Here is a 26031-nt window from a genome sequence, read left to right on the forward strand (position 1 = left end):
CTGAATTTATTGCTGGCTATTATTGATGTTGATGCTGTTTTTGCAAGAATTTTACCCCGAGATCAGGGAAATCGGTAAAGGCACCATCGACGTTAGCTTTGTTATAAATAATATCAAACAGCTGTTGACCGTTTTTCACGTAATTTGGTAGCTTATCAATCCGAATGGTATAAGGATGAACGACTAACTTATTTTTGTGCGCATCTTTAACCATAGCAGTAAGTTTTATTTTACCAGGTTTGGAGCTTTCATTAATAAGCATGTGGTAATCTGGGCCAATGCTATCAGCATACTTAGCGACTTCTTTCATTGCTCCCGGCTTAAACATCCAATCATAGCTATAATTTGTCCATGTACCGTTAGGCTGCTCTTCATAAGTTTCATGCCAGTCCGTGTAAGCAATTAATTGAACCAGTTTTAAATCCATGCCTAATTTAGGTAAAAGTTCATTTTTAATGCGTTTTAATTCATTAGCATCAAAGCACTGAAGATACACATTGTCGCTTTTCTTGCTGTAGCCATATTGCTTCAGAACTTCTAACACTCTGGTCGAAATATCCTTTCCTTCTTGTTTGTGAAACCAAGGTGCTTTAATTTCCGGGTAAATGCCGATATTTTTACCAGTAGATTTATTCAAACCTTGGACAAATTCAATTTCTTCTTGAAAAGTATGAATATGGAAGCTGGATTTTCCCATCGGGAAACGATTAGGATAGGTTTGAACTTTTTTACCATCTTTAATTTCAAAGGCTTCAGTAAATTTGAGTGATCGAATTTCGGGTAAGGTAAAATCAATGGCATAAAAGCGACCATCTTTGCGAGCACGACCAGGGAAGCGATCCGCAACGTCTGTAACGCTATCTAGGTAATGATCATGTAATACAATCAGTTCATTATCTTTTGTCATTACCAGATCTTGTTCAAGGAAATCGGCACCTTGCGCATAAGCCATTGCTTTGGCGGGTAATGTATGTTCTGGTAGATAACCACTTGCCCCGCGGTGAGCAATAACCACTTTTGCGTTAGATTGAGCCATTGCTGACATTGACATAACTAATAACATACTAGCAACCAAGCTATTTAATTTTATATTCATTAGTATAATTCTCTTTATTATGAGCGGGGAAATCAGTGATAAAATGAGTTCCCCTTTTTGCCAAGCTTATTAATTAAAGATAACTGATTTATGACATAAATTAGCTATGTTGTTCTGCCATTTCGCGTTTATGCTTGCTTTCACTCAGCATCACGATAAATAATAAAATAACAGAAAGTAAACTACCGCCAATCATTACCATAAAGCCGCCATTCCAGCCAAAATAGTCAACGGTATAACCCACGATAGCACTTGCTGCTACCGAGCCACCAAGGTAGCCAAATAAACCGGTAAAACCAGCAGCAGTACCTGCGGCTTTTTTGGGTGCTAATTCAAGCGCATGTAAACCGATCAACATAACAGGGCCATAAATTAAGAAGCCAATAATTAGCATGCAAGCCATATCAATATGAGGATTACCTGGCGGATTGAGCCAGAAGGCAACAGTTGCAATGGTGACTAATGCCATGAAAAATACGCCGGTGGCGCCACGGTTTCCTTTGAAAACTTTATCTGACATCCAACCGCAAAGTAGCGTGCCTGGAATACCTGCATATTCATATAAGAAATAAGCCCATGAGGATTTATCCATAGCAAAGTGTTTAACTTCACGTAAGTAAGTTGGTGACCAATCGAGTACACCATAACGTAATAAGTATACGAAAACGTTAGCAAAAGCGATCATCCAAAGTAGCTTATTAGGCAAAATATATTGCATAAAAATCTGCTTTGCAGTCAGCTCTTTTTCGTCTTTATCAGTATAATCAGGTGGGTAGTCATTTTTATATTCTTCAATCGGTGGTAAACCACAAGATTGTGGCGTATCACGCATTAAAGCAAAGGCAATCATAGCAACAAAAATGGCAGCAAAAGCGGGCATATATAGTGCTGCTTTCCAGTCGTGGAACCATGCCATGCCTAATATAAATAACAACGGCGGGATGCCACCACCAACATTATGCGCGCAGTTCCAAATTGAAACGATACCACCCCGTTCTTTTTGTGACCACCAGTGAACCATTGTTCGGCCACAAGGAGGCCATCCCATACCTTGAAACCAACCGCATAGGAAGAGCAGCACAAACATAATCATAATGCTTGAGGTAGCCCAAGGCACAAAGCCCATAATTAGCATTACTGAGGCGGATAAAATTAGCCCGGCAGGTAAAAATACTCTCGGATTTGAACGATCAGAGACTGAGCCCATGATAAATTTTGAGATACCATATGCAATTGAGATTCCTGATAAAGCAAAACCAAGTTCACCTTTAGAAAACCCCTGCTCAATTAAATAGGGCATCGCTAATGCAAAATTCTTTCTAACGAGATAGTAAGCGGCATAACCCAAAAAGATACCGAAGAAAATTTGCCACCGTAGGCGACGATAAAGCGGATCAATTTGATCTGCCGGAACTCTTTTATTATGTGGTGCTGGCTTAAAAATACTTAACATAATTCTCCTCCGATAGCATTTAAATTTTTGCTATCAAGTAATAAGCAATTGCTAAAACGAAAATGTGAGACGTTATTATTAGGTCTTCTTTCTTAATCGCGTGCTAAGATAACTCATGTTAATGCATATGTCTGCATACGAATGCGAAAATGTTATAAATTTGTGAGTAAACAGACAAAATATATATCGGCGATAGAAATAATTTTTTAATTATTTAAGTATAATTGTGAGCTTTGTCATAAATTTGTTAGTTCTGTTACAAAAAGTCACCATGAATGCTCGTTTTTGTTTCTTAATAAAGATTATTGATTAAGAGTGGCTTATATTGTGTTCGATGACTACTTATTAAGTCGCTATCAGACATTGGATTAAGGTCAACAATTCACCTATAACCGAATTATTACTGGGCATTCTGTTGGTTACAAGGTATTCCACTGAGTGGATATCGCCACTTTCCACTCAATAGATAGTTTTGTCGCTAAACAGATATTCAATTAGGCAAATTTTGTCTTGATTCAACTTAATTATTATCTGCAGCTAGATAACCATTCTTTTGGTGTTGGCCTTGGAAAAAGTAACTTAGAATGAAGTTCAACATCAATCCATAAGCAGGGAGGAAAAATAACATACAAATAAATAACTTAAAGCTATAATCGACTAAAGCAATTTCTACCCAATTGGCCGCCATAAAAGGATCAGTGCTGTGATAAAATGCAATGAAAAAGAAAGCAATCGTATCCAGTAGATTACCGAAAAACATTGCCGCAGTCGGTGCAATCCACCAACGACAATAATTACGTAATTTATTGAACACGAAAATATCCATAATCTGACCTAAAGCGTAAGCCATAAAGCTTGCTAGCGCAATACGGGCAACAAATAGATTAAATTCATTTAGTGTGATAAACCCTTGCCATTGTCCTTGGTAAAAAAGCGCCGAAAGAATGTAGGAGACAGAAAGAGCCGGCAGCATAGTTGCAGCAATAATCCGTCGAGCGAGAGGAGCACCATAAATACGTACAGTTAGATCCGTTGTCAAAAAAATAAAAGGGAAAGTGAATGCTCCCCATGTGGTATGAAAGCTAAAAATGGTAATTGGCAGTTGTACCAGATAATTACTGGAGGTAATAATCAATATATGAAAAAAGGAAAGCCAAATGAGTGCTTTGATACGCTGTTGTGGCGTCAATTCGAACATATTATACCTTTTTGGTTAAATGGGGTGAGGGAACCCATGATAATTTAATTTACTCGGTGCATCATACGCCTGAGATAAGATAAAAGCAAAATGAATAATAAAGTTTTCTTATCTATTTTATTTAATAAATGGCGGGTGAATTTATTTAATTTGTAATATAATTCCAACCTATTGAATAGGCTTTAAAACTAAATACCAATGCCAGATATTTTTACTAACCCTAACCGAACCCTTGATACACAAGGATTACGTTGTCCTCAGCCAATGATGATGATAAGAAAAATGGTTCGTCAGATGGTTGAAGGTGAAACGTTATTAATTATTGCGGATGATCCGGCTACAATCCGTGATATTCCTGCTTTTTGCCGTTTTATGGAACATCAATTGCTTGCTGAAGAGATTCAGCAACCTCCCTACCGTTATTTGATCCGCAAGAAAGTTAATTAATACTAAAAGCGAAACGGTGTTAAACAAAAAGTATATTGAAAAAAGAGAGATTATTGAATCATGTCTCTCTTTTTTCAAATATATAAATAATATTTAACAAAGTGTTTATTCTGGCTGGCGATCCTTCAATAAACGGAGCGCATTTGCGGTCACTAATGCAGTGGCACCGGAATCTGCTAAAATAGCCATCCATAAGCCGGTTATGCCTAATAAACTGGTCACCAGGAAGATAGCTTTTAGTCCTAAAGCGATAGTAATGTTTTGACGAATATTGGCTCTGGTTGCTCGTGATAACATAATGATCTCGGCTAATCCAGTTAGCCGGTTATGAGTCAATGCCGCATCAGCGGTTTCAAGAGCGACATCCGTTCCATTACCCATGGCGATGCCAACATTTGCGGCCTTCATTGCGGGAGCATCATTAATACCATCGCCAACCATCAGTGTATGGTTGGTTTTACTGAGTGCTATAATGGCATTGACTTTGTCTTCAGGTAACAGCCCTGCCCGATAATCTAAACCAACTTTTTGCGCAATTGATTCAGCTGCCAGTGGGTTATCACCCGTTAACATGACGGTTTTAATACCCAGTTTTTGCAGTTTATTAACCGCATCAATGGCATCTGAGCGTAATGTATCTTGCATAGCAATAATGCCAAGTAACTTGTTATCGACTAGTACCACAACAACAGTTTTACCTTGATTTTCAAGTGTTTTTACAGTTTGCTGCCATTGTATGGTTAATATATCGTCAGAGATTTTATTCGGTGCTGACACCAGAATATATTTATCTGCCAAATAACCTTCCACCCCAATACCAGCCAATGCTTTATGATTCTGGGCGGGTTCAACATTTATTTCTAGCGCTTGAGCCTTAGCCAAAATCGCTTTTGCTAAAGGATGGTGTGATCCGCTTTCGACTGAAGCGGTAAATTGCAATAGTTTTTCCTCGGTCACTGTTTCAGCGGTTATGATGTCAGTAACTTGTGGTTTCCCTTCGGTAAGCGTACCTGTTTTATCCAAGGTAACTTGGGTGACAGAACTTAATTGCTCTAAGGCTGCGCCACCTTTAATCAAGGCTCCTCGACGGGTTGCTGCTGCCAGAGCAGAAGTAATTGCCGCTGGAGTAGAGATCACTAAAGCGCAAGGACAGCCTATTAACAGCAAGGTTAGACCACGATAGATCCATATGTCCCATGATTGAGCAAAAAATAGTGGTGGAATAATAATAACCAATGTTGCGACTAACATAATAAGGGGCGTGTAAATTTGGCTAAAACGATCAATAAATCGTTCAATTGGGGCGCGGCGCTCTTCAGCTTCTTCAATTAATATCATTATGCGATCGATCGCATTTTGCCCTTGTTCAGATATTACTTTCATTTGTATAGCGCGATCGATAGAAAGTGCGCCAGCTGATACTTTTTCCCCCGTTTTTCGTTCAATAGGCATTGATTCACCGGTTAATGCACTTTCATCAAAACTGGCAAATTCATTCACTAATTCAGCATCAGTGGGTAAACGGCCACCAGGAAGGATTTCGATGATGTCGCCTGGTTGCAGTGTCGAGACAGGGATAGTGGTTTTTACACCATTTTTAATGAGTACCGCTTGTTCAGGAATAAGTGCCATTAAACTACTGATGCCTCGGCGTGCGCGTCCAGCGGCATATGACTCTAATCTTTCTCCTATCATAAACAACAACAGTACCATCGCGGCTTCTTCGCTGGCATTAATGAATAATGCACCTATTGCCGCAACACTCATCAATGTTTCTATTGCAAAAAAGGTACCTGAGCGTATCAGTTGTATTGCTCTAACTGTAATCGGGTAGAGTCCATATAATGTTGTTAAAATAAAAGCAATTTGTCCTACTTTTACATCAATGAAGGAAATTCCCCAACTGATTAACATAAAAAATATTAAAATAATGATAGGTTTAGATTCACTAAATGGATTATTTTGCTTCTTTTTTGTGGCTGATTCGGCGGCATTGAGGTTATATAATTTGAAGCCCGCTTGTTGCACAGCTTTGATTACATCATCACGAACATCATCATCAGCATTGACAATTAATTTTTCGGTTGTAAACAGTACCTTTACTTGTTTGACATGCTTTACCTTGCTAACGGCTATTTCAATTTTACGCGCGCAGCTTGCGCAGTCCATACCGCTTACAATCCAATGAAAGCGGTGGTTTCCTCTTGAAATGACGGCATTACTTTCCTCGGGCATAAGTGAATGTTCACTTACGCAATTATATTGATTGGTATCACTGCATGCCTGCTGATCAATAAGTTTAGTGTTACTCTTCGCAGGATGATGTTCATCATCAGCGCTATTTTTTGCTGATAGCGATACGGTTTTTTTGCTATGTTTGTGACCACTAACTTTCTTTTTATCGCTGCTGTGGCTATTGGTTGTGCAACATTTTGCAGTATGCTTATGTTGTTGATGGGTATGCGCACACATAGTATCCCCTTTTTAATTCACTCACTTAAAATTTCGTTTCTGTGATTTACTTTACACTTTAGAGTTAACTCTAAAGTCAAACATAAAAGAGGGGATTTTTTGACAAAAAATGCTATTTAGCTGAAAAATGGTTATCAATCCAACTTATAAGTAAAGCGAACGTACAATGAAAAATTGACCAATAAAATAGCAAGCGGTAATTGTTGCTTTAGAAGCTTTAAATGGGTAACGAAAGTTGGCGATAAGCCAAATACTGTTGGCAATAAAAAGTAAAAATGCACCTATCATAATGGAAAAATTATGTTCTCTTGCTAGACCGAAATATTGTTCACCCGCTATCCAAGCCATAATGAATGACATTGTTAGTAGAAAAATGGCCGGTGCGCGTAGTGAACCAAGAGGTGCCCAGATTATAATTAATACCATGACACTAAGGATTAGTAGGATAGTCAGTAATGGCAAGTAGAAAGTGAAATTCATCTGCATAGCAAAACTGATGGTATAAAGTAGGTAGCTTAGAGACAACAAGAAAATAGTCGGCAATAAACGTTCCTTGGAAAGCATTTGCCAGCTGTCAGCAATTAGCATCACCAACAGACCCGCCATGATCAGATAGCCGGCAGCATCAGTAAAATCGGCACTCCAGGCCCAAAACACTAACAATAATAGCGTAACTGGGCGAAACAGCCAGCATTGCCATTGTGGACCGCGATAGGCAGCATCAATATAAAGCCAACCAGAAAATAACACAGCAAGAAATGGCCAACTGATCATGGTTTCCCCACTAACTAAAAAGGTTAATTAGAAATTATTGATCCTATTAGAGGATAGACAATAATAGTTACTAAATATATGAATAATGAAAGCTTGGAAAATATTGTGAATAAATCGGTTATATTCGTTATTACTATTATTATCATTATTATGTTAGCGACGAAACGTTTTTTTGATCAACGTCGACAAGATGTCATTAATGATAATTCTCCGATTATCAGTTATCAAGTTGAGGTCATTGATAAGAAAGATTATCCCTATCCTAACATGCGTTCTCGTCAACGAGAGGTTGTTACTCCGGAAACTTTTCGTTATGAAATTTATTTTCAGCGGCTATCGGCTAGTGAGGTAATAAAGATTTTCCTAAAAAAGGAGAAGGAATATAATGCGATTAAAAAAGGGGATAGAGGTACGCTTTATATGCAGGGAACAAGGTTTGTTCGCTTTCAAAGCAAAGCCAATGCAAAATAGCTAAATTTATCAGCCAATAATGCATTGCCTTTGTAATTACTTGCGATTTTTTTTATAGTTACACGAGTTTCGCACCAATAAAAAAACGCTCTATTTTTAAGTTTAATTCAGCATAATATATAAATAGAAAAAATCTCATAAATTAAAAATAACTTATTGTAATTTAAGTAAATTTATACGTCTTAGCAAGTTACAGATTAATTATTGTTCTGAAGCCATTTCTAGAATTTTATATGCCCGTGCGAAACTCGTGAGTTAGTCAGTTTTTTGTCTTTTCTGCCAGGCTAAAAGTTCAAAAACGTCAAATAGAAAGATTTTTATTTGCAGCCAACGAGGATGTTTTTCTGTTTTTGCAAAAGCGGCGTGTAAAAAAATGGCTTGCATGGCATGCATGAAAATCATAAATATCATTGCTACATCTATAAAATATTTTAATGGTTTTGGAAATGGATGGATTAAATTAAACATCATGAATCCCCAAACAAAAACCATTAATAATTTTCCAGCATTTATTAACATGATATTTTCCAACTAATTATTGATTACGAATATAAAGACAGTAAGCGACTTGCCCAGTAACTTTTTTACGATGAAGCTGCCAATTTTTAGGTAACGAGGCTAAATTAGCTTCTGCTTCTGCCTCAACATAGATCCAACAATTTTCGCTTAACCAACCATTTTGTTCTAGTAGCAACGCTGTTTGTTGCAATAGATCTTTACGAAAAGGCGGATCAAGAAAAATGACATCATAGGCTGTGCCGTTCTGTGCCAGATAGTTCAATGTATTGCTATTAATCACTTGTACATTTTTTGCCTCTAATTTAGCTAGATTGGCCACAAGTTGTGTTGCGACGGAGCGCTCTAATTCAATTAGGGTAGCTGAAGCGGCATAGCGAGAAAGTGCTTCAATAGCTAAAGCGCCACTACCAGCAAAACAATCAAGGCAGCGAGCCTCCTGAATAACAGGCATTAACCAATTAAATAAAGTTTCTCTGATCCTATCTGTTGTGGGGCGTAAGCCCTCACTATCAAAGACAGGTAGTTTACGACCTCGCCATTTACCACCAATAATACGAATTTGGCCACGTGATGCAGATTGTATTTTTCTTGCCATAATTTACATAGTTTAGTCATTACAGTTTGTTAATATAGATGATAATAATACCAATGTTTATCGACAGCATGTACAACATGAAAATTATCGCTAATTTAACATGAAATGGGTGTCAGATATGTGTTGCAATCAAATCAAGTGATACACTGCCATCCTATTTTTATTATTTACATTGGTAACACCATATTTTTACCGCTAGGAGTGTAATGGCAGATGGCTAAAAAGAGAAAAAAAAGTTTTTTTCCCTGGCTAGGGTTAGGATCTGAAAATGAAGTGCAAAAAAGAGAGACAGAGCAACAATCCGAACCGAAAGTAGAAGACAGTTCTGAAGGGGTGACGGATGTAATAGCAACATCACAGCAGTCTGCAAAAGTAGAAAAGGTGCAACCTCAAGTAGCGGAAGAAAAAAACGATCAATGCCAAACAGCAGACATGAAAGCCGCAAAAATTGTTACACCTAGTCAGCAGATAACTACTTTGCAAGACATAGATGAACAGAAAAAAGTACCGCCGATACAACAGCCAAAAAAACCGGCAAAAGAGAATTTCTTTGCACGGTTAAGACAAGGTTTATTAAAAACGCGGCAGAATATGGGAGTCGGTTTTGTTAGTTTTTTTCGTGGTAAAAAAATTGATGATGAGCTATTTGATGAGTTAGAAGAACAACTTTTAGTTGCTGATGTGGGGCTAGAAACAACACGAAAGATTATAGATAGCCTAACTACCCATGCTAATCGTAAAGAGTTGAATGATGCTGCGATGCTTTATAGCAAATTACGCGAAGAGATGGCCAATATCTTATTTGATGTTGATAAGCCATTGGTTATAGAAAATAAGCTACCTTATGTAATATTGATGGTTGGGGTTAATGGGGTCGGTAAAACCACAACAATTGGTAAGTTAGCCCGCCAATATCAGGCAGAAGGTAAATCAGTAATGCTAGCGGCTGGCGATACATTTAGGGCAGCAGCGGTTGAACAATTACAAGTTTGGGGAGAGCGTAACAATATCCCGGTTGTTGCTCAGCATACTGGCGCAGATCCTGCTTCAGTGATATTTGATGCCATTCAGTCGGCGAAAGCGAAGGGAGTCGACATATTGATTGCTGATACTGCCGGACGATTGCAAAACAAAGCGCATTTGATGGAAGAGTTGAAAAAAATTGTCCGAGTTATGCAAAAACTTGATCAACAAGTGCCTCATGAAGTGATGCTAACATTAGATGCAAGTACTGGTCAAAATGCAATTAATCAGGCTAAAATTTTTCATGAGGCAGTGGGGTTAACTGGCATTATTTTAACTAAACTTGATGGTACAGCTAAAGGTGGCGTGATTTTTGCTATTGCCGATCAGTTTAAGATCCCGATTCGCTATATAGGGATTGGTGAAGGCATTGATGATCTCCGGCCATTTGTAGCTAATGATTTCATCGAGGCGCTTTTTGTCCGAGAGGATTAATATCAATGATTCGCTTTGAACATGTTAGTAAAGCTTATCGTGGTGGCAAGCAAGCACTTCAGGGCGTTGATTTTCATCTTCATCCTGGAGAAATGGCATTTCTTACTGGCCATTCGGGGGCGGGGAAAAGTACCTTATTAAAGTTAATATGTGGTATTGAACGCCCCAGTACTGGCCATATTTGGTTTGGTGGTCATCACATTAGTCGCTTAAAAAAACGGGAAGTCCCTTTTTTACGTCGGCAGATAGGTATGATCTTTCAAGATCATCATTTGTTGTTTGATAGAAACGTATATGACAATGTCTCTATGCCGCTGATTATTGCCGGTGCCAGCTCTGAGGATATTCGTCGTCGGGTTTCTGCTGCTTTAGATAAGGTGGGTTTACTTAATAGAGCGAAAAGTTATCCAATTCAATTATCAGGTGGTGAACAGCAGCGGGTAGGTATAGCTCGCGCAATTGTTAATAAGCCTAGTGTATTGCTAGCAGATGAGCCAACGGGTAATTTGGATGATGAATTATCTGAAGGTATTATGCGATTGTTTGAAGAATTCAATCGAGTTGGGGTAACAGTTTTGGTAGCCACTCATGATCTTGAGCTTATTGAGCGTCGTCATTATTCTATTTTGACATTAAGCGAGGGAAGAATGGTAGGAGGTCAGAATGGCTAAAAAACCTATCCATAAAATAGCCAAAGCCAAGGCATTGAAAGGAGGGTGGCGAGAGCAATGGCGCTATGCTTGGTTAAATACATTAGCTGATATGTTACGCCAGCCTTTAGCCACGCTTTTAACGGTGGCTGTTATTGCTATCTCGATAACGCTGCCCAGTCTTTGTTATATTGTTTGGAAAAATGTTTCACAAGCCGCGCAACAATGGTATCCCGCACCTCAATTAACCATTTATTTGGATAAATCATTAGATGAAAAAGGCGCTGAACAGACAGTCGCTGGACTTAAGCAATTAGATGGTGTTAAGAGTGTTAATTACCTGTCGCGCGAAGAAGCCATGATTGAGTTTCGCAATTGGTCAGGATTCGGCACAGCGTTAGATCTGTTGGAAGAAAACCCTTTACCAGCAGTAGCCATTATCACGCCTAAAATTGATTTTCAAAATTCACAATCATTGATAAACCTGCGTAATAAAGTAGGTCAATTAGCTGGAATTGAAGATGTTCGCATGGATGATAGTTGGTTTACCCGTTTAGCAGCATTAACTGGGCTGATTGGACAAATTGCCATGGTGATTGGTATTTTAATGGTTATGGCGGTATTTTTGGTGATAGGCAATAGTATAAGACTAAATATTTTTGCCCGTAGGGATACGATTAATGTCATGAAGTTGATTGGGGCGACAGATGGTTTTATTATGCGTCCTTTTTTAAATAGTGGTATTATACTGGGATTCTTTGGTGCTTTACTCTCATTAATACTTTCTGCATTATTGGTATGGCAACTGACCGGTATCGTTACACAGGTAGCGGGTGTATTTGGTACTACATTTCATATTCAAGGTTTTTTATGGGATGAGGTGCTATTAGTTATACTGATTGCCGCAATGATTGGCTGGTTAGCGGCCTGGTTGGCTACAGCTCAACACTTAAGACGTTTCACGCCAGAATGATCATTATCAGCAGGAAAAGTGACACGGGTGATCAATATTGAACTTTTATGCTGACATTTTGTCGAAGTTAAAAGTTCAATGTAATTAAATCAAGGCAATTTTCTTCGATACTAAGCAGTGGTAAACTACTCGATATCAGATTAATCGCTGAGCAATGGAATCTGCTCAAATATAAATTTTTTATTTAGAACTAACTCTTAGTTTGTTGAATTCAAAGAGGATATCAATGACCAAAGATATGCAATCATTAGCATTAATTCCACAAGGTAGCATTGAAGCTTATGTGCGATCAGCTAATGCTTATCCGATGCTAACCGCAGAGGAAGAACAAGAATATGCAAAACGGCTGCATTATCATGGTGATTTAAATGCGGCTAAACAGCTTATACTCTCTCATTTACGTTTTGTTATTCATATCGCGCGTAATTATTCAGGTTATGGATTGCCACAAGCGGATCTGATCCAAGAAGGTAATATCGGTCTAATGAAAGCTGTGCGTCGTTTTAATCCTGAAGTTGGCGTACGTTTAGTTTCATTTGCTGTTCATTGGATAAAAGCTGAAATTCATGAATATGTATTGCGTAATTGGCGGATAGTTAAAGTTGCCACCACTAAAGCTCAACGTAAGCTTTTTTTCAATTTGCGTAAGAATAAGAAACGTATCGGCTGGTTTAATCAAAATGAAGTCGATATGGTTGCCAAGGAGCTAGGTGTAACCAGCAAGGATGTTCGTGAGATGGAATCGCGAATGGCTGCACAAGACATGGCATTCGACATGAATGACGATGATGATAATGGTGAAAATACCACTATTGCCCCGGTTTTATATCTACAGGATAAATCTTCTGATTTTGCCGATAGCATTGAGGAAGATAATTGGGAAAACCATGCTACTGATAAATTAACGCAGGCATTATCCACCTTAGATGAGCGCAGCCAGGATATTATTCGTGCGCGTTGGCTTGATGAAGAAAGCAAGACTACTTTACAGGATTTAGCCGATAAATATAGTGTATCGGCTGAACGTGTTCGTCAATTAGAAAAAAAGGCCATGAAAAAACTTCGGTTAGTAATGGAAGCTTAAAATAAGCCACATCGCGTGATGTAAAAATCTAGCTGAAACTTTTGTTATGTAGCCAATTTAAAGTTTGGCAATTAACTATATGAAAAGTTGTTGAAAGATAGAAAGGTAATAGTAAATTTATTTTGATTGTTACCTGTTAAAATAAAAAGGCATTTACCTGTGAGGTAAGCGCCTTTTTACATGTATCTAGTAGCTTGTCTATTACTTCCCTACAATATTACCTAATATTTTATCTGTCAGTGACATTTTGCGTGTGTTTATATTTAATATACACCTATCCTATTCTGATAGACTCGATCGTTAATTTTTATTCTGCATCAATTGTAATATACGACCAAAGCTAACCGAACGGGTACCAATTTTTTGCATTCCATCTTCGGGAAGATAACTAAATTTTACGTAGAGTAAATCACCACTGGATTTTTCTTTACTTTTAAACGAATTGGTAACACGATAAAGTTCTTTAAGATCCGCAGGAATACCAGCTGCGTCCGTAATAACTGTTCCGGTAGGTACAAATTTAAGCACCTGCTCAAGTGTTTTAACTAAAAAATCCTGTATCGGAAAGAGTCCATTAAAACGTTTATGTGGTACGTACTTTGTGATGCCCATATATATTTCAGGGGTTTCCTGTAGATGGTTTTCGATACCGCGGGTTTGATTTTTTCCCAAATATTCGAAAATCTCCACTGGTGATCCGATGAGTACTAGCGGCTTAACGCCTGCACCTTTTTCTGAAAAAAGAAACTCGTTATTGCTATTTTTAACTGCTTTTTGCAAGGTTCCTCGATCCTGAATAACGGAGAAAAATTTTCCTTCTTTAACAACCGGTGCTGGTTCACGCCACATATTTATATCATTGGCTTGTGCACCACCGGCAATCACTGTAGCAGCCAGCATCATTACAGCAGTCATTTTATCTTTCATAAAAAACGTCCTTGTTGTTTACCGCAGCCTCTGTATAACAATACTATCACCAATACAAACAGAATATAAACAGCAATGTTGACTGCAAAATAATTAAATATCAGGATAAAATTTTACACCAGAATGATGAATTCGTTACGGAGGCTATGCTGTCATGATTTACTGACAAGTGGAAAAGAAATCATAAATTTTAAAAAACACCAAAAATTGCAATCATTTAGGATTTTTTTCATTATCATCGAGAATCAATAATTTTATTTTTCACGAGTTTCGCACCAATAAAAAAACGCTCTATTTTTAAGTTTAATTCAGCATAATATATAAATAGAAAAAATCTCATAAATTAAAAATAACTTATTGTAATTTAAGTAAATTTATACGTCTTAGCAAGTTACAGATTAATTATTGTTCTGAAGCCATTTCTAGAATTTTATATGCCGGTGCGAAACTCGTGTTTTTGTTTAATTCAATTTGAGTTCTTGTTTGATCCAATATTAACCTGATAGCACGCTAGTTTCTTGAAAATGGTGCTGGTAAAATGTTATCAATATGTTAAGGAATCTTGCGTATGCAGAGATGGAACAGTTATTTAAAAATCGATGTTGACGAAAAACCACATTAATAGTCATGTAGTTGAAAATAGCTTTCGATAAATTTTTTGGCATAACGGAAACGATTATGGATCGTTGAATCAACATTACCCATTGCCGCATTATATATTTATGTAGTTAACTATTTACTCCCATATGAAACAAAATTACGCTTTAATATCATTGTGTCACCGATCATGCAAAACTGATCCACTAACGATCATCTAAAACTGATCCACTTGGTATTATTCGTACATTTTTGTACGGGTAATTTATGTTAACCAAGGAGATATTTGTGGATATTCATGTTCGCTTTACACAAGGACAAAGCCTTCGAAAAATTGCCCGTGAATTAGGCATTTCCCGTAACACCGTAAAACATCATTTACAACAACAGGCAATGCCAACTTATGCTAAAAGAAGTCAACAACCGAGTAAACTGGCACCCTTTAAACCTTATTTGCTTCAGCGAATTGAATTGGCTAAACCTGATTGGATCCCTGCAACAGTGTTATTTGATGAGGTAGCTGAAAGAGGTTATCAAGGCGGTATTGCTCAGTTACGCCGATTTGTTTGTCAATTTAAACCAAGCATTGTTCCCGAAGCTGTCGTCCGTTTTGAAACACAGCCAGGTCAACAAATGCAAATCGACTTCACCAGCATCCGGCGAGGTAAAAAATCCCTAAAAGCGTTTGTTGCAACACTAGGCTATTCGCGTGCTAGTTATGTAAAGTTCTTTGATAATGAACGAGCAGGATCGTGGCAACAAGGTTTAAGAGAAGCTTTCGACTATTTTGGTGGTGTACCACAGGAAGTATTGTGTGATAACGCAAAATCCCTCATCATCGAACGGGATGCTTATGCAGAAGGTGAACATAAATTGCATGTCGAAATGCTTCAAATGTCGAAAGATTACGGTTTTAAATTGAAGGCTTGCAAGCCCTACAGGGCAAAAACGAAAGGGAAAGTAGAGCGCTTTAACCACTATTTAAAAAACAGTTTTATCGTGCCATTAAATACCGACCTTCGTGCTCATAATCTTGAACTAGATATCGAGATAGCCAACGCAAAAGTGGGTCCATGGTTACAACGCGTTGCCCATCAGCGGATTCATGGAACAACGTTAGAAAAGCCAGCAGACAGATTAGCTAAGGAAGTTAAGTATCTTCTTCCCTTACCAGCAAGGGTTTGCCAATCTATCCCGCAGACTAATACGCTTAATATTCGTATCGTACCGCCCCTTGAATCTGTCAATTTGCAACACTCAATCAGCGTATATGAAGCATTGCTGGGAGGTGAACATGTTATTGCATGAACAAATTGAACACCTGTGTGAGTCATTGAAATTAAATTCTGTTCCCAGTCATTGGTCATCACTTGCAGAACAATGCATTGCCCAAGACAAAAGCTACGGAGAGTTTTTACTGTCCCTATTAAAATGTGAGCAACAACAACGAGATGAACGAACTCGTAATCTCTTGAGTCGGATGGCAGGATTCCCAGTACACAAAGAACTTAATACGTTCGATTTTAAGTTTGCAACGAGTGTTCCTAAACAACAAATACAGGAATTAAGCGCATTAACATTTATTGAACGTAATGAAAATGTCGTATTGCTTGGCCCAAGTGGTGTAGGTAAAACGCATTTAGCTATTGGATTAGGATTAAAAGCAGTACAGGCTAGGAAGAAAACTCGCTTTACAACAGCGGCTGAACTGATGTTGCAACTCTCAACTGCCAAACGACAAAATAAGCTCAAACAATATCTATCACGTTCGGTGATGGTCCCGAAGTTGTTGATCATAGATGAGATTGGATACTTGCCGTTTGGGCGAGAGGAAGCAACCCTATTTTTTAATGTGATTGCCAAGCGTTATGAGCATGGTAGTGTCATATTGACGAGTAACTTATCATTTGGGCAATGGCCTGGTACTTTTGCTGATGACGCAACATTAACCGCCGCTATGCTTGATCGTTTACTTCATCATTCGCATGTACTGCAATTAAGCGGTGAAAGCTATCGATTGAAAGATAAGCGGCGATCAGGAGCAATAACCGAGTAAAACAGTGGATCAATTTTGATTGATCGTATTTAGATAAAAAGTGGATCAGTTTTCGGTGATCGTTGACAATTGTACCTGGATGAATATTCAAGCTGGGATTATTTAATAAATTATTTTCAGTTAATGCTGGATATTCTCTTTGAATGGTTTTTAGGAGGTTGGTATTAATCTGGCTAATACCTAAATCAAAGAGGTTATCTGGATAATGAATGGTTATAGTGAAGATGGAATGCACATGGCTCTGATATTAGCAAATTTATGCTAAATTCGGTAGAACTTCAAACTGAGCTGTTAGATTTGATTGCCTGTGTCAGTAGCAATCGATTCGGAGAGCTGATTTCAACGTTGAGTAATTGGATTTTGCCGGTTTTCATTTAGAGCTGCCATTAGCTACCGCCTCATCATGTTTTCGTCTTATCTTCTATTTATATATTTGTTCAGTGAGTAGGGTATAAGTAATAACAAAAAAGCACTTATATAAAATATAAAAGTGCTTTTTTAATTAGTATGTTAACCACTTATGGCTAGTTCATACCATATTTTTTCAATTTCTTACGTAGAGTTCCACGGTTGATGCTTAACATTAACGCAGCACGGGTCTGATTTCCACGGGTATATTGCATTACCATATCTAATAATGGTTTTTCCACCTCAGCCAATACTAATTCATATAAGTCATTAACATCCTGGTTATTAAGTTGGGCAAAATAGTTTTTCAGTGCTTGTTTAACTGAATCACGTAGTGGCTTTTGAGTTATTTGATCTTGTGAATTTACAGTAGCAACGGTTAGTACGTCAGAATTTCCGCGTTGTTCGAACATAGTTCTGTCAGCTCTTTTCTTTGATTTACGCAAAATTTTTCGAAATATGCCTCCAACACTTCCAGCTGTTCGCTGGCATCCTCTATGGTGTTGAATGTGCGCCGAAACTGGTCATCAGGTGCATGTTCTCTTAAGTACCAAGAGACATGCTTGCGTGCGATGCGGATTCCTTTGCTTAGACCGTAAAAGTCATGCAGCTCCTTAACATGCGCTTGCATTAAGCACTGCACCTCAGCAATAGGCATAGGTGGCAGTAACTCACCTGTTTCCAGGTAATGCTGGATTTCCCGAAAGATCCAGGGTCTTCCCTGAGCAGCTCTACCAATCATTAAGGCATCAGCCCCAGTGTAGTCAAGCACTGCTCTGGCTTTAAGCGGGTCAGTAATATCGCCATTAGCGATAATAGGAATAGTAACATTTTGCTTAGCTGCTCGAATGCTGTCATATTCAGCTACACCATTAAATAAGCAAGAACGAGTTCTGCCATGAATAGTTACAGCTTGAATACCACAATTTTCGGCCAGTTGAGCTATTTTTATACAGTTCCGTTCTTCAGGTGACCAACCAGTGCGAACCTTTAATGTAACAGGAACATCAACCGCATTCACAACAGCTAATAGAATTTTCTCAATCAGCTCTGGATAGCGCAATAATGCTGAACCTGCTAACTTACGGTTCACTTTCTTGGCAGGGCAACCCATATTGATATCAGATGATCTGAGCACCATTTGCAACATTAATTCGTGCAGCTGCTGCCATTTCATCGGGATCACTACCTGCAATTTGCACAGAACGAATGCCTAATTCATCACTATGGATCATTCTCAATCTGGATTTGTCTGTTTTCCAAACCTGAGGATTGGAAGAAAGCATTTCCGACACTGTCATATCAGCACCCATTGAGTAACACAGTGACCGAAAAGGCCTATCGGTGATACCCGCCATTGGTGCTGCAATGAGACAGTTTTTTATCTGATATTGACCAATATACATAGGCGATAAAAGAACACCATCCTGTGACTGCAAGGGCGCGTATATTACTCATTTTTTACGAGATATGAAAGGACAAACTTTGAGCAAATTGATATTTCTTTGAAAAATTTTATATTGATTTTTTTTGATTACAAATAATATTCATAAAAATCAATATAATGAAAATTTCTGATTTGTTTTCAAATTTTGTTATTCTTTATCGTAAATTCCTTGTTAGGTTAGATTATCTCTGTTGATTGTATAAAAATCAACCTTGATCACTATTTTTATGATGGTTATTGGAAAGATATTATTTTGTATAAACAATAAAAGTAATTAGTTTGATAATTTTGTGATTTTTTATAGCAGCAGATTTTTAGCAAAATTTTTATTGTCGGGTTAGCGCATTAGCATGCGCTAACCTCGCTTATGGCTAATCCGCTTTTTTTATTCCGGTTATTCGGCACCATCCTTCTTTTTCTATTATCGGCTCAATATTAAATTGTTGTTGGTAAGCGGTTATAACTGCTTCCGCCTGACTGGCTAATATTCCAGACAGTCCAAAGTAAGCCATTTGGATTAGTTAATCCACCGATTGCACCAGCTAATTCGCGTAAGGGGCCAGCTAAGATATTAGCAATAACAATATCCGCTTTTAGATCTTCAGGCTGATCTTTCGCCAAATACAGAACTAATTTATCGGCGACTCTATTTTGTTCGGCGTTGTTATGGCTAGCTTGGATGGCTTGAGGATCGATATCAATACCAATCGCTTTTTTGGCGCCTAGTTTAAACGCGGCAATGGCCAATATGCCTGAGCCACAACCAAAATCGATAACTATCTTATCTTTCAAATTTAAGCCATCTAACCACTCTAAACAGAGTGATGTAGTAGGATGGGTGCCGGTACCAAACGCTAAACCAGGATCCAAAATGACATTAACCGCATTGTGATCAGGCGTATCACGCCAGCTAGGGCAAATCCATAGTTTATGTCCAAAACGCATAGGATGGAAATTATCCATCCATTCACGTTCCCAATCTTTGTCTTCTATTTGTTCAATTTTATGAACAAAATTTTTACCCAATAAGGAGTAATTTTCAAGTTGGCTAATAACCTGCTCCATATCGCTTTCAGCATCAAATAGACCAATAACATCCGTATCTCCCCAAAGGCGAGTTTCACCCGGTAAGGGTTCAAAAACAGGGTTGTCGTAGCTATCCTGAAAGGTGACAGAAACCGCTCCGGTTTTCGTTAATATATCACTTAAGGCTTCTGCCTGCTCGGCGGTCGAATTCAGACGTATTTGTATCCAAGGCATAAATATTATCTTGAAATCGTAGGTTATTAGCTCGTTTTTATCGATGTAGATAATGATTTTTTCTCACCAACAACATTACCGATTAAAAAAGCAATCAAACTCAATAATAGAGCGGGTACGATGGGGTGAAAATTTAAAAATTTAACATCAAAGGCGGTCAATAATGTGTAAGAAAGGGCTCCGAGGATCATTGAACTTAATGCACCAAAACGGTTTGCTCTTTGCCAATATAGTCCGAGTGTTAATGGCCAAAGAAAAACCGCTTGTAATCCACCAAAAGCCAGTAAATTTAACCAAATAATCATTTGTGGTGGATGCCAGGCGGCTAATAGTAATAAAGCACCCAGAATGAGGGTAGAAGCACTTGAGATCCAGGTTAATTTTTTCTCTTTTTTTATCTCCTCTGGTGCAATATTTAAATATAGATCTTTTATAATAGTTGCTGAAGATTGGAGTAATTGTGAATTAATTGTTGACATAATGGCAGCCATTGGGGCGGCTAAGAAAATTCCTGCGGCGAATGGAGGTAAAACCGTGATCATTAATGTTGGGATGACCTGATCTGGGATCGTTAAATCCGGTAAAATAGCTCGACCTAATGCACCTGCTAAATGCATTCCCAACATTAAAATAGCCATCACAATGGTACCGATGATGATCCCTCGGTGCATCGCTTGGCTATTTTTATAAGAAATGCAGCGGACAGCAGTGTGTGGTAAGCCAATAACGCCAAAACAAACTAATATCCAGAAGGAAAACATAAAGGGCATACTAAAGATGTTATCGGCACCTTGTGGTGTGATTAGTTTTGGATCAATCGTTTTTAGTGTCTCTGTTGCCGCCGCCAGACTGCCTGCCTTGTGAATAGTCGCAACCAGCAGAATAATGGTTCCTACTAACATAACAAAGCCTTGTAAGGTGTCATTAAGGACACTGGCTCTAAAACCACCAAACGCAGTATAAAGCGCAATAGTGATGCCAAATATTAATAATCCTATTTCATAGGGGATATTTGCCGCAGTTTCAAGTAGACGAGCTCCGCCGATAAATTGAACTGTCATAGCACCAAAGAAAGCGATGAGTAAACTAATGCTAGCAATCCATACCAGTAAACGGCTTTGAAAACGAGCATACAGCATGTCATTAAGTGTCACCGCATTATAGCGACGAGCCAAAATGGCAAACTTTTTACCTAGTACACCAAGCGACAACCAAATAGTCGGAACTTGAATTAAGGCAAGTAGCACCCAGCCAAGGCCATATTTATAGGCTGCTCCAGGACCACCTATGAAAGAGCTAGCACTGATGTAGGTAGCAGTGATGGTCATTGCCAAAACAACCCCACCCATAGAGCGATTACCTAGAAAATATTCATGTAAAAATTCGCCTTTTTGACGTCGATGATAAGCATAAATAGACAGTAAACAAACCAATAATAAATAACCAATAAGTGGTAATAGAATTTCAATTTGCATCTTTATCTTCCAATGACATTTGTTTAAAAATGAATTTAACCATTAAGACACAAAGTAAAATAAAAATCAGAGGTAAATATAAACATGAAAGTTCAAACCATAATGGCATCCCTGTTATTCCCATTTCCTCACCGGGGAGGTAGGCAGTCATAATCCAACTACATAAATAAGCAACAGTAAGAAAAACTGACCAACGAGCTTCTTTGTTGGATTGAAGAAAACGTTTGTCCATTGGTTCTCCTGGTAGTAAAAATTTAATCTGAGGGTTTGTATATTACACGAGTTTCGCACAGGCATATAAAGTTCTAGAAATGGCTTAAAAGCAATGGTTAATCTGCAAGTTACTAAAACACATAAATTTTATTAAATTACAATAATTTGTATTTAATTTATAAGGTTTTGTCTATTTATATCACGAGTTTCGCACAGGCATATAAAGTTCTAGAAATGGCTTAAAAGCAATGGTTAATCTGCAAGTTACTAAAACACATAAATTTTATTAAATTACAATAATTTGTATTTAATTTATAAGGTTTTGTCTATTTATATATCATGCTGAATTAAACTTAAAAATAGCGCGTTTTTTTATTGGTGCGAAACTCGTGTATTAGTTAAAGATTATCTTCAGAAAAAGTATCAAAAATTAGGGTACATTCCGTACCCTATTGTGATGAAAGGTGAATAGAAAAGTTTATTCCTGTGAAGCGAGTTTTTTTTCCAGGTAATGGATATTGGTACCACCTTTGAAAAAATTGCTGTCATCCATAATTTTTTGTTGTAATTCTATGTTAGTTTTAATGCCATCAATAATTAATTCAGATAAGGCATTTTTCATCCGAAGGATAGCAATTTCCCGGGTTTCACCATATGTGATCAGCTTACCAATCATAGAGTCATAGTAGGGTGGAACGGTGTAACCTGCATAAATGTGTGATTCCCAACGTATACCAAAACCACCAGGAATATGGAGGCGAGTAATTTTACCCGGACTTGGCAAGAAGGTATTTGCATCTTCTGCATTAATTCGGCACTCTATTGCATGCCCATGAATTTTAACATCTTTTTGTTTGATAGATAGGGGCAAGCCAGAAGCGATCCTTAACTGTTCTTTAATCAGATCAACCCCAGTGATCATTTCCGTCACAGGATGCTCAACTTGAATACGCGTATTCATTTCAATAAAGTAGAATTCGCCATTTTCATAAAGGAATTCAAAAGTACCGGCACCGCGATAATCGATATCAAGACAAGCTTTTGCACAGCGCTCACCAATGCTTTTACGCATATCAACTTTTATACCTGGTGCAGGCGCTTCTTCAACCACTTTTTGATGGCGACGTTGCATTGAGCAATCACGTTCGGCTAAATAAATCGCATTGCCTTGACCGTCAGCAAGTACTTGAATCTCAATATGGCGTGGATTTTCCAGGAACTTCTCCATATAAATCATACTATTATTAAAGGCAGCTTTGGCTTCAGCGCGAGTTAGGGTAATGGCTTGTTCTAGCTCATTTTCGTTACGAACAACGCGCATACCGCGGCCACCACCGCCACCAGATGCTTTAATAATAACTGGGTAGCCAATTCGATTAGCAATTGTTTTATTGGTTTTTATCTCATTTCCTAAAGGCCCGTCTGAGCCAGGAACACAAGGAACACCGGCTTTTTTCATCGCCTCAATGGCAGAAACTTTATCACCCATGAGTCGAATAGTTTCTGGTTTGGGACCAATGAATATAAAACCAGAACGTTCCACTTTTTCGGCAAAGTCGGCATTTTCAGATAGAAAACCATAACCAGGGTGAATGGCTTCTGCAGCAGTAATTTCTGCTGCCGAGATGATTGCTGGAATATTAAGATAACTTTCAGCTGAAGCGGCAGGCCCGATACAGACAGTTTCATCAGCAAGTAATACATGTTTTAAGTCACGATCGGCGGCAGAATGCACGGCGACGGTTTTTATTTTTAGTTCTTTACAGGCACGTAAAATGCGTAAAGCAATTTCGCCACGGTTGGCGATAACAATTTTTTTAAGCATAGGATGCCTCGTTATTCGATGATAACCAATGGCTCGTCAAATTCAACCGCTTCTCCATTTTCCAGCAGAATTGCTTTAACTACACCTGCTTTGTCTGCTTCGATCTGATTCATCATTTTCATCGCTTCGACAATACATAGAGGATCCCCTAGCTTAACCGTTTGGCCGACTTCAACAAATGGTTTTGCTTCTGGACTTGGCGCTCGATAGAAGGTACCTACCATTGGCGAGCGAACAGTATAACCACTGATCTCTGCTTTTTTCTCATTTGTTGTTTCAGGTAAAATTTGAGAAGGTGCAATGGCGTTTGCTAAAGCCGGTTGATGCGTGGTTGGCGCTGCCATATACTGTTGTAAATTCGGTAAATTCTGCACGATTGTACGGCTAATACGCACTGATTCTTCACCTTCCGAAATTTCTAGTTCAGAAATGCCAGATTCTTCAACAAGCTCAATCAATTTTTTAATTTTACGAATATCCATAAATTAATTCCGTATTTTTATTCTTTACATTTATTAGGTTGGGATTCATCAATGGTTGCTAATTCTTCAATATTTAATAAGAATTTAACCGCAGCTTCTAATGCAAAAATATAACCATCAGCACGGAAACCACAGATGACACCGTTTGCAATATCGGAGAGATAGGAGTGATGCCTGAATGGCTCACGTGCATAAATATTAGTAAGGTGGATCTCATAAAAAGGAATAGCAACGCTTAATATTGCATCGCGTAAAGCCACACTAGTATGCGTTAATGCTGCCGGATTAATCAATATAAAGTCGATTTTTCCTTGAGCTTGATGGATTTCATTAATAAGCTCATGTTCCGCATTAGATTGAAAATGACTTAATTTAACTCCTAATTGTTTTGCTTTTTGGTTCGTTTGGTTAACAATATCCTGAAGTGTAAGAGCACCATAGAATAGTGGTTCTCTCGTCCCCAGCATATTTAAATTTGGGCCATTTAGCAGCAAAATGTGGTAATCTTTTGCCATTTTGCGGGTATCTCCGACTGATAATTAGACAACATAACTTGATGCTAATAGTTTGTCATCTTTTTCTCATAATGAAAACGTTTATTTTGACGACAGAGAGCGATATTACAAACATTTCATAGCAATTAGCAGCAAAATTTTAGTCTAATCAGCAAGGTTGGCTCGAAAAATTTAACGTATTTTTACCAGTGTCCGGCCAGTGATTTGGTTATTGATTAATTTATCGGCATAATCAATCACTTTTTCTAACGGGATCTCTGTGGTTGTTAATTGATAAAAACTATCGGGTAATAAATTGGCTAACCGTTGCCATATCTGTGGGCGTTTGATCGTTGGAACCATCACCGAGTCTATCCCTTGTAGTCGTACATTACGCAGAATAAAAGGCATCACTGTTGTCGATAACATAATATCAGCGGCCAGACCACATGCTGCTATTGTACCTGAATAGCACATTTGTGAAATAACGGTTGCTAATATATTGCCGCCAACGGTATCAATAGCTCCTGCCCAACGTTGCTTTTCTAAAGGGTGAGGTATGGTAGTAAACTCTTTACGTAGCAGCACTTGTTTAGCGCCAAGTGCTTTTAAGTAATCGATATTACTCTCCCGACCAGTTACTGCTGTGACGGAATAACCAAGTTTATCCAGCAGTTGAATTGCGGTACTACCTACACCACCACTGGCTCCTGTCACAACAATGTTGCCTTTATCAATGGTTACGCCGTTTTCTTCCAACGCCATTATACAGAGCATAGCGGTAAAACCAGCGGTGCCGATTATCATCGCTTGTCGCATAGTCATTTTGTCAGGAATAGCTGTTAACCATTTGGCTGGTACCCGCGCTTGTTCTGCTAATCCCGCCCAATGGTTTTCACCAACACCCCAACCGGTCAGTAAAACTTGTTGGCCGACTTGAAATTTTGCATCTGTTGAAGACTTAATGATACCAGCAAAATCGATGCCTAGTACCATCGGGAATTGGCGGATAATTTTTCCTTTACCAGTAATAGCTAAAGCATCTTTGTAGTTTAGTGTAGACCAATAAATATCTACGGTAACGTCATCAGAGGGTAAAAGTGTGTCATCGATCGATTTTATACTGGCTTTTAATGCTTGATTTTCTTGTTCTAATAGCAAGGCTTGCATAATTTGTGGCCTTTATGTTTGTATAAGGATGCTGCAGTATAAAGTTATTTTCGTTATTTCGGCGGGCATAAAGTCTCAATAATAAATAAATTGTAAATATGTTTTTTTACTAGCGTCAATAGGGGGTTATCAGGCAGAATACTAGTTTATTTTAGTAGTAAAAAAAATTTTTTTTCTATGAATAATAACGTGCAGAATTAATACTTACATTTAAATTATTTTTTATTGCTACTTTAATAACGTATTAACATGGCAGGCTTTTATACTTTAATATAATATTAAAAAGCGAATTGACCTTGCTTTGAAGCATATGTCAACTAATAATTATGTAGCGTCATATAAACTTAATACAGCGGTATATTTTAATCTAAAATAGTTAATTTTCTTGTTAGAAAGTTTTATATTAAATGAATTAAGTGATTTTTATGAGGGTATTGTTTACTTTATACTGTAATTGATTATAGAGAATAAGTAGTAGTGGTTTTTT

Annotated in this window: 23 protein-coding genes and 2 pseudogenes; 8 read left to right on the plus strand and 17 right to left on the minus strand. The window is 38.0% G+C overall.

What is annotated here, in order from left to right; genetic code table 11:
- Positions 1-19 precede the first annotated feature (19 nt).
- The 3 genes from glpQ to V3224_RS16290 form a co-directional block, all read right to left on the minus strand.
- Positions 20-1096, minus strand: coding sequence for a glycerophosphodiester phosphodiesterase (gene glpQ, locus V3224_RS16280; RefSeq protein WP_334471718.1), 1077 nt, complete (start codon positions 1094-1096; stop codon positions 20-22).
- A gap of 100 nt (positions 1097-1196) precedes the next feature.
- Entirely contained in the window at positions 1197-2549 is a 1353-nt protein-coding gene (gene glpT / locus V3224_RS16285) for a glycerol-3-phosphate transporter (RefSeq protein WP_032115629.1), read from the minus strand.
- 520 nt (positions 2550-3069) lie between these two features.
- On the minus strand, positions 3070-3747 hold the full coding sequence (locus tag V3224_RS16290; RefSeq protein ID WP_334471720.1) for a 7-cyano-7-deazaguanine/7-aminomethyl-7-deazaguanine transporter: 678 nt from the start codon (positions 3745-3747) through the stop codon (positions 3070-3072).
- Positions 3748-3945: 198 nt separating this feature from the next.
- On the opposite strand from V3224_RS16290, the gene tusA reads away from it, so the two are divergent.
- Positions 3946-4194: a sulfurtransferase TusA gene (tusA, locus tag V3224_RS16295; protein ID WP_334471722.1), complete on the plus strand. Its 249-nt coding sequence runs from the start codon at positions 3946-3948 to the stop codon at positions 4192-4194.
- A gap of 105 nt (positions 4195-4299) precedes the next feature.
- Here the strand turns inward: tusA and V3224_RS16300 are convergent, their stop codons facing one another.
- Together V3224_RS16300 and V3224_RS16305 are read right to left on the minus strand one after the other, a co-directional pair.
- Positions 4300-6666, minus strand: coding sequence for a zinc/cadmium/mercury/lead-transporting ATPase (locus tag V3224_RS16300; protein WP_334471724.1), 2367 nt, complete (start codon positions 6664-6666; stop codon positions 4300-4302).
- A 144-nt stretch (positions 6667-6810) separates the two neighbouring features.
- On the minus strand, positions 6811-7440 hold the full coding sequence (locus V3224_RS16305; RefSeq protein WP_290605844.1) for a lysoplasmalogenase: 630 nt from the start codon (positions 7438-7440) through the stop codon (positions 6811-6813).
- A 78-nt stretch (positions 7441-7518) separates the two neighbouring features.
- On the opposite strand from V3224_RS16305, the gene V3224_RS16310 reads away from it, so the two are divergent.
- The gene (locus tag V3224_RS16310) at positions 7519-7911 is read left to right on the plus strand and encodes a DUF2500 domain-containing protein (RefSeq protein ID WP_334471727.1); all 393 of its coding nucleotides are present in this window, start codon (positions 7519-7521) and stop codon (positions 7909-7911) included.
- Between the two features lie 255 nt (positions 7912-8166).
- On the opposite strand, the gene V3224_RS16315 is transcribed toward V3224_RS16310, so the two are convergent.
- Complete coding sequence (locus V3224_RS16315; RefSeq protein WP_334471729.1) at positions 8167-8430, minus strand: DUF1145 family protein; 264 nt, start codon at positions 8428-8430, stop codon at positions 8167-8169.
- 16 nt (positions 8431-8446) lie between these two features.
- A complete protein-coding gene (rsmD, locus tag V3224_RS16320) occupies positions 8447-9025 on the minus strand; it encodes a 16S rRNA (guanine(966)-N(2))-methyltransferase (protein WP_334471731.1) in 579 nt (192 codons plus the stop codon).
- Between the two features lie 213 nt (positions 9026-9238).
- On the opposite strand from rsmD, the gene ftsY reads away from it, so the two are divergent.
- The 4 genes from ftsY (at position 9239) to rpoH (ending at position 13190) form a co-directional block, all read left to right on the plus strand.
- Entirely contained in the window at positions 9239-10483 is a 1245-nt protein-coding gene (ftsY, locus tag V3224_RS16325) for a signal recognition particle-docking protein FtsY (RefSeq protein ID WP_334471733.1), read from the plus strand.
- 5 nt (positions 10484-10488) lie between these two features.
- On the plus strand, positions 10489-11154 hold the full coding sequence (gene ftsE, locus V3224_RS16330) for a cell division ATP-binding protein FtsE (protein WP_032115638.1): 666 nt from the start codon (positions 10489-10491) through the stop codon (positions 11152-11154).
- A complete protein-coding gene (gene ftsX, locus V3224_RS16335) occupies positions 11147-12106 on the plus strand; it encodes a permease-like cell division protein FtsX (RefSeq protein ID WP_032115639.1) in 960 nt (319 codons plus the stop codon). Before ftsE ends, ftsX begins: the two co-directional genes overlap by 8 nt.
- A gap of 226 nt (positions 12107-12332) precedes the next feature.
- The gene (rpoH, locus tag V3224_RS16340) at positions 12333-13190 is read left to right on the plus strand and encodes an RNA polymerase sigma factor RpoH (RefSeq protein ID WP_334471737.1); all 858 of its coding nucleotides are present in this window, start codon (positions 12333-12335) and stop codon (positions 13188-13190) included.
- A 300-nt stretch (positions 13191-13490) separates the two neighbouring features.
- Here the strand turns inward: rpoH and V3224_RS16345 are convergent, their stop codons facing one another.
- Positions 13491-14117, minus strand: coding sequence for a hypothetical protein (locus V3224_RS16345; RefSeq protein WP_334471739.1), 627 nt, complete (start codon positions 14115-14117; stop codon positions 13491-13493).
- A gap of 864 nt (positions 14118-14981) precedes the next feature.
- Here V3224_RS16345 and istA point away from each other — a divergent pair.
- Both istA and istB read left to right on the plus strand, forming a co-directional pair.
- A complete protein-coding gene (gene istA, locus V3224_RS16350; RefSeq protein WP_334469161.1) occupies positions 14982-16022 on the plus strand; it encodes an IS21 family transposase in 1041 nt (346 codons plus the stop codon).
- The gene (istB, locus tag V3224_RS16355) at positions 16009-16770 is read left to right on the plus strand and encodes an IS21-like element helper ATPase IstB (RefSeq protein WP_334468702.1); all 762 of its coding nucleotides are present in this window, start codon (positions 16009-16011) and stop codon (positions 16768-16770) included. Before istA ends, istB begins: the two co-directional genes overlap by 14 nt.
- Before the next feature lie 524 nt (positions 16771-17294).
- Here istB and fis read toward each other — a convergent pair.
- From fis to acuI, 9 genes and pseudogenes are all read right to left on the minus strand, one after another.
- A complete protein-coding gene (gene fis, locus V3224_RS16360; RefSeq protein ID WP_032115641.1) occupies positions 17295-17591 on the minus strand; it encodes a DNA-binding transcriptional regulator Fis in 297 nt (98 codons plus the stop codon).
- A pseudogene (gene dusB, locus V3224_RS16365) lies at positions 17558-18584 on the minus strand (tRNA dihydrouridine synthase DusB). The gene fis and the pseudogene dusB overlap by 34 nt, the downstream one beginning before the upstream one ends.
- Positions 18585-18996: 412 nt before the next feature.
- Positions 18997-19885 (minus strand): annotated as a pseudogene (prmA, locus tag V3224_RS16370) (50S ribosomal protein L11 methyltransferase).
- A 26-nt stretch (positions 19886-19911) separates the two neighbouring features.
- Positions 19912-21360 carry a sodium/pantothenate symporter gene (panF, locus tag V3224_RS16375; RefSeq protein ID WP_334471741.1) on the minus strand — a complete coding sequence of 483 codons (1449 nt, stop codon included), beginning with the start codon at positions 21358-21360 and terminating at the stop codon, positions 19912-19914.
- A complete protein-coding gene (locus V3224_RS16380) occupies positions 21350-21592 on the minus strand; it encodes a YhdT family protein (protein WP_180816371.1) in 243 nt (80 codons plus the stop codon). Before V3224_RS16380 ends, panF begins: the two co-directional genes overlap by 11 nt.
- A 459-nt stretch (positions 21593-22051) precedes the next feature.
- Positions 22052-23398: an acetyl-CoA carboxylase biotin carboxylase subunit gene (gene accC / locus V3224_RS16385; RefSeq protein ID WP_334471744.1), complete on the minus strand. Its 1347-nt coding sequence runs from the start codon at positions 23396-23398 to the stop codon at positions 22052-22054.
- A gap of 11 nt (positions 23399-23409) precedes the next feature.
- Entirely contained in the window at positions 23410-23880 is a 471-nt protein-coding gene (accB, locus tag V3224_RS16390; protein ID WP_063654248.1) for an acetyl-CoA carboxylase biotin carboxyl carrier protein, read from the minus strand.
- 17 nt (positions 23881-23897) lie between these two features.
- A complete protein-coding gene (aroQ, locus tag V3224_RS16395) occupies positions 23898-24395 on the minus strand; it encodes a type II 3-dehydroquinate dehydratase (RefSeq protein WP_334471749.1) in 498 nt (165 codons plus the stop codon).
- 171 nt (positions 24396-24566) lie between these two features.
- The gene (gene acuI / locus V3224_RS16400; RefSeq protein WP_334471751.1) at positions 24567-25544 is read right to left on the minus strand and encodes an acrylyl-CoA reductase (NADPH); all 978 of its coding nucleotides are present in this window, start codon (positions 25542-25544) and stop codon (positions 24567-24569) included.
- Between the last annotated feature and the right edge of the window lie 487 nt (positions 25545-26031).

It is taken from the genome of Arsenophonus sp. PmNCSU2021_1, assembly GCF_036919435.1.
Classification (GTDB): Bacteria; Pseudomonadota; Gammaproteobacteria; order Enterobacterales; family Enterobacteriaceae; genus Arsenophonus; species Arsenophonus nilaparvatae.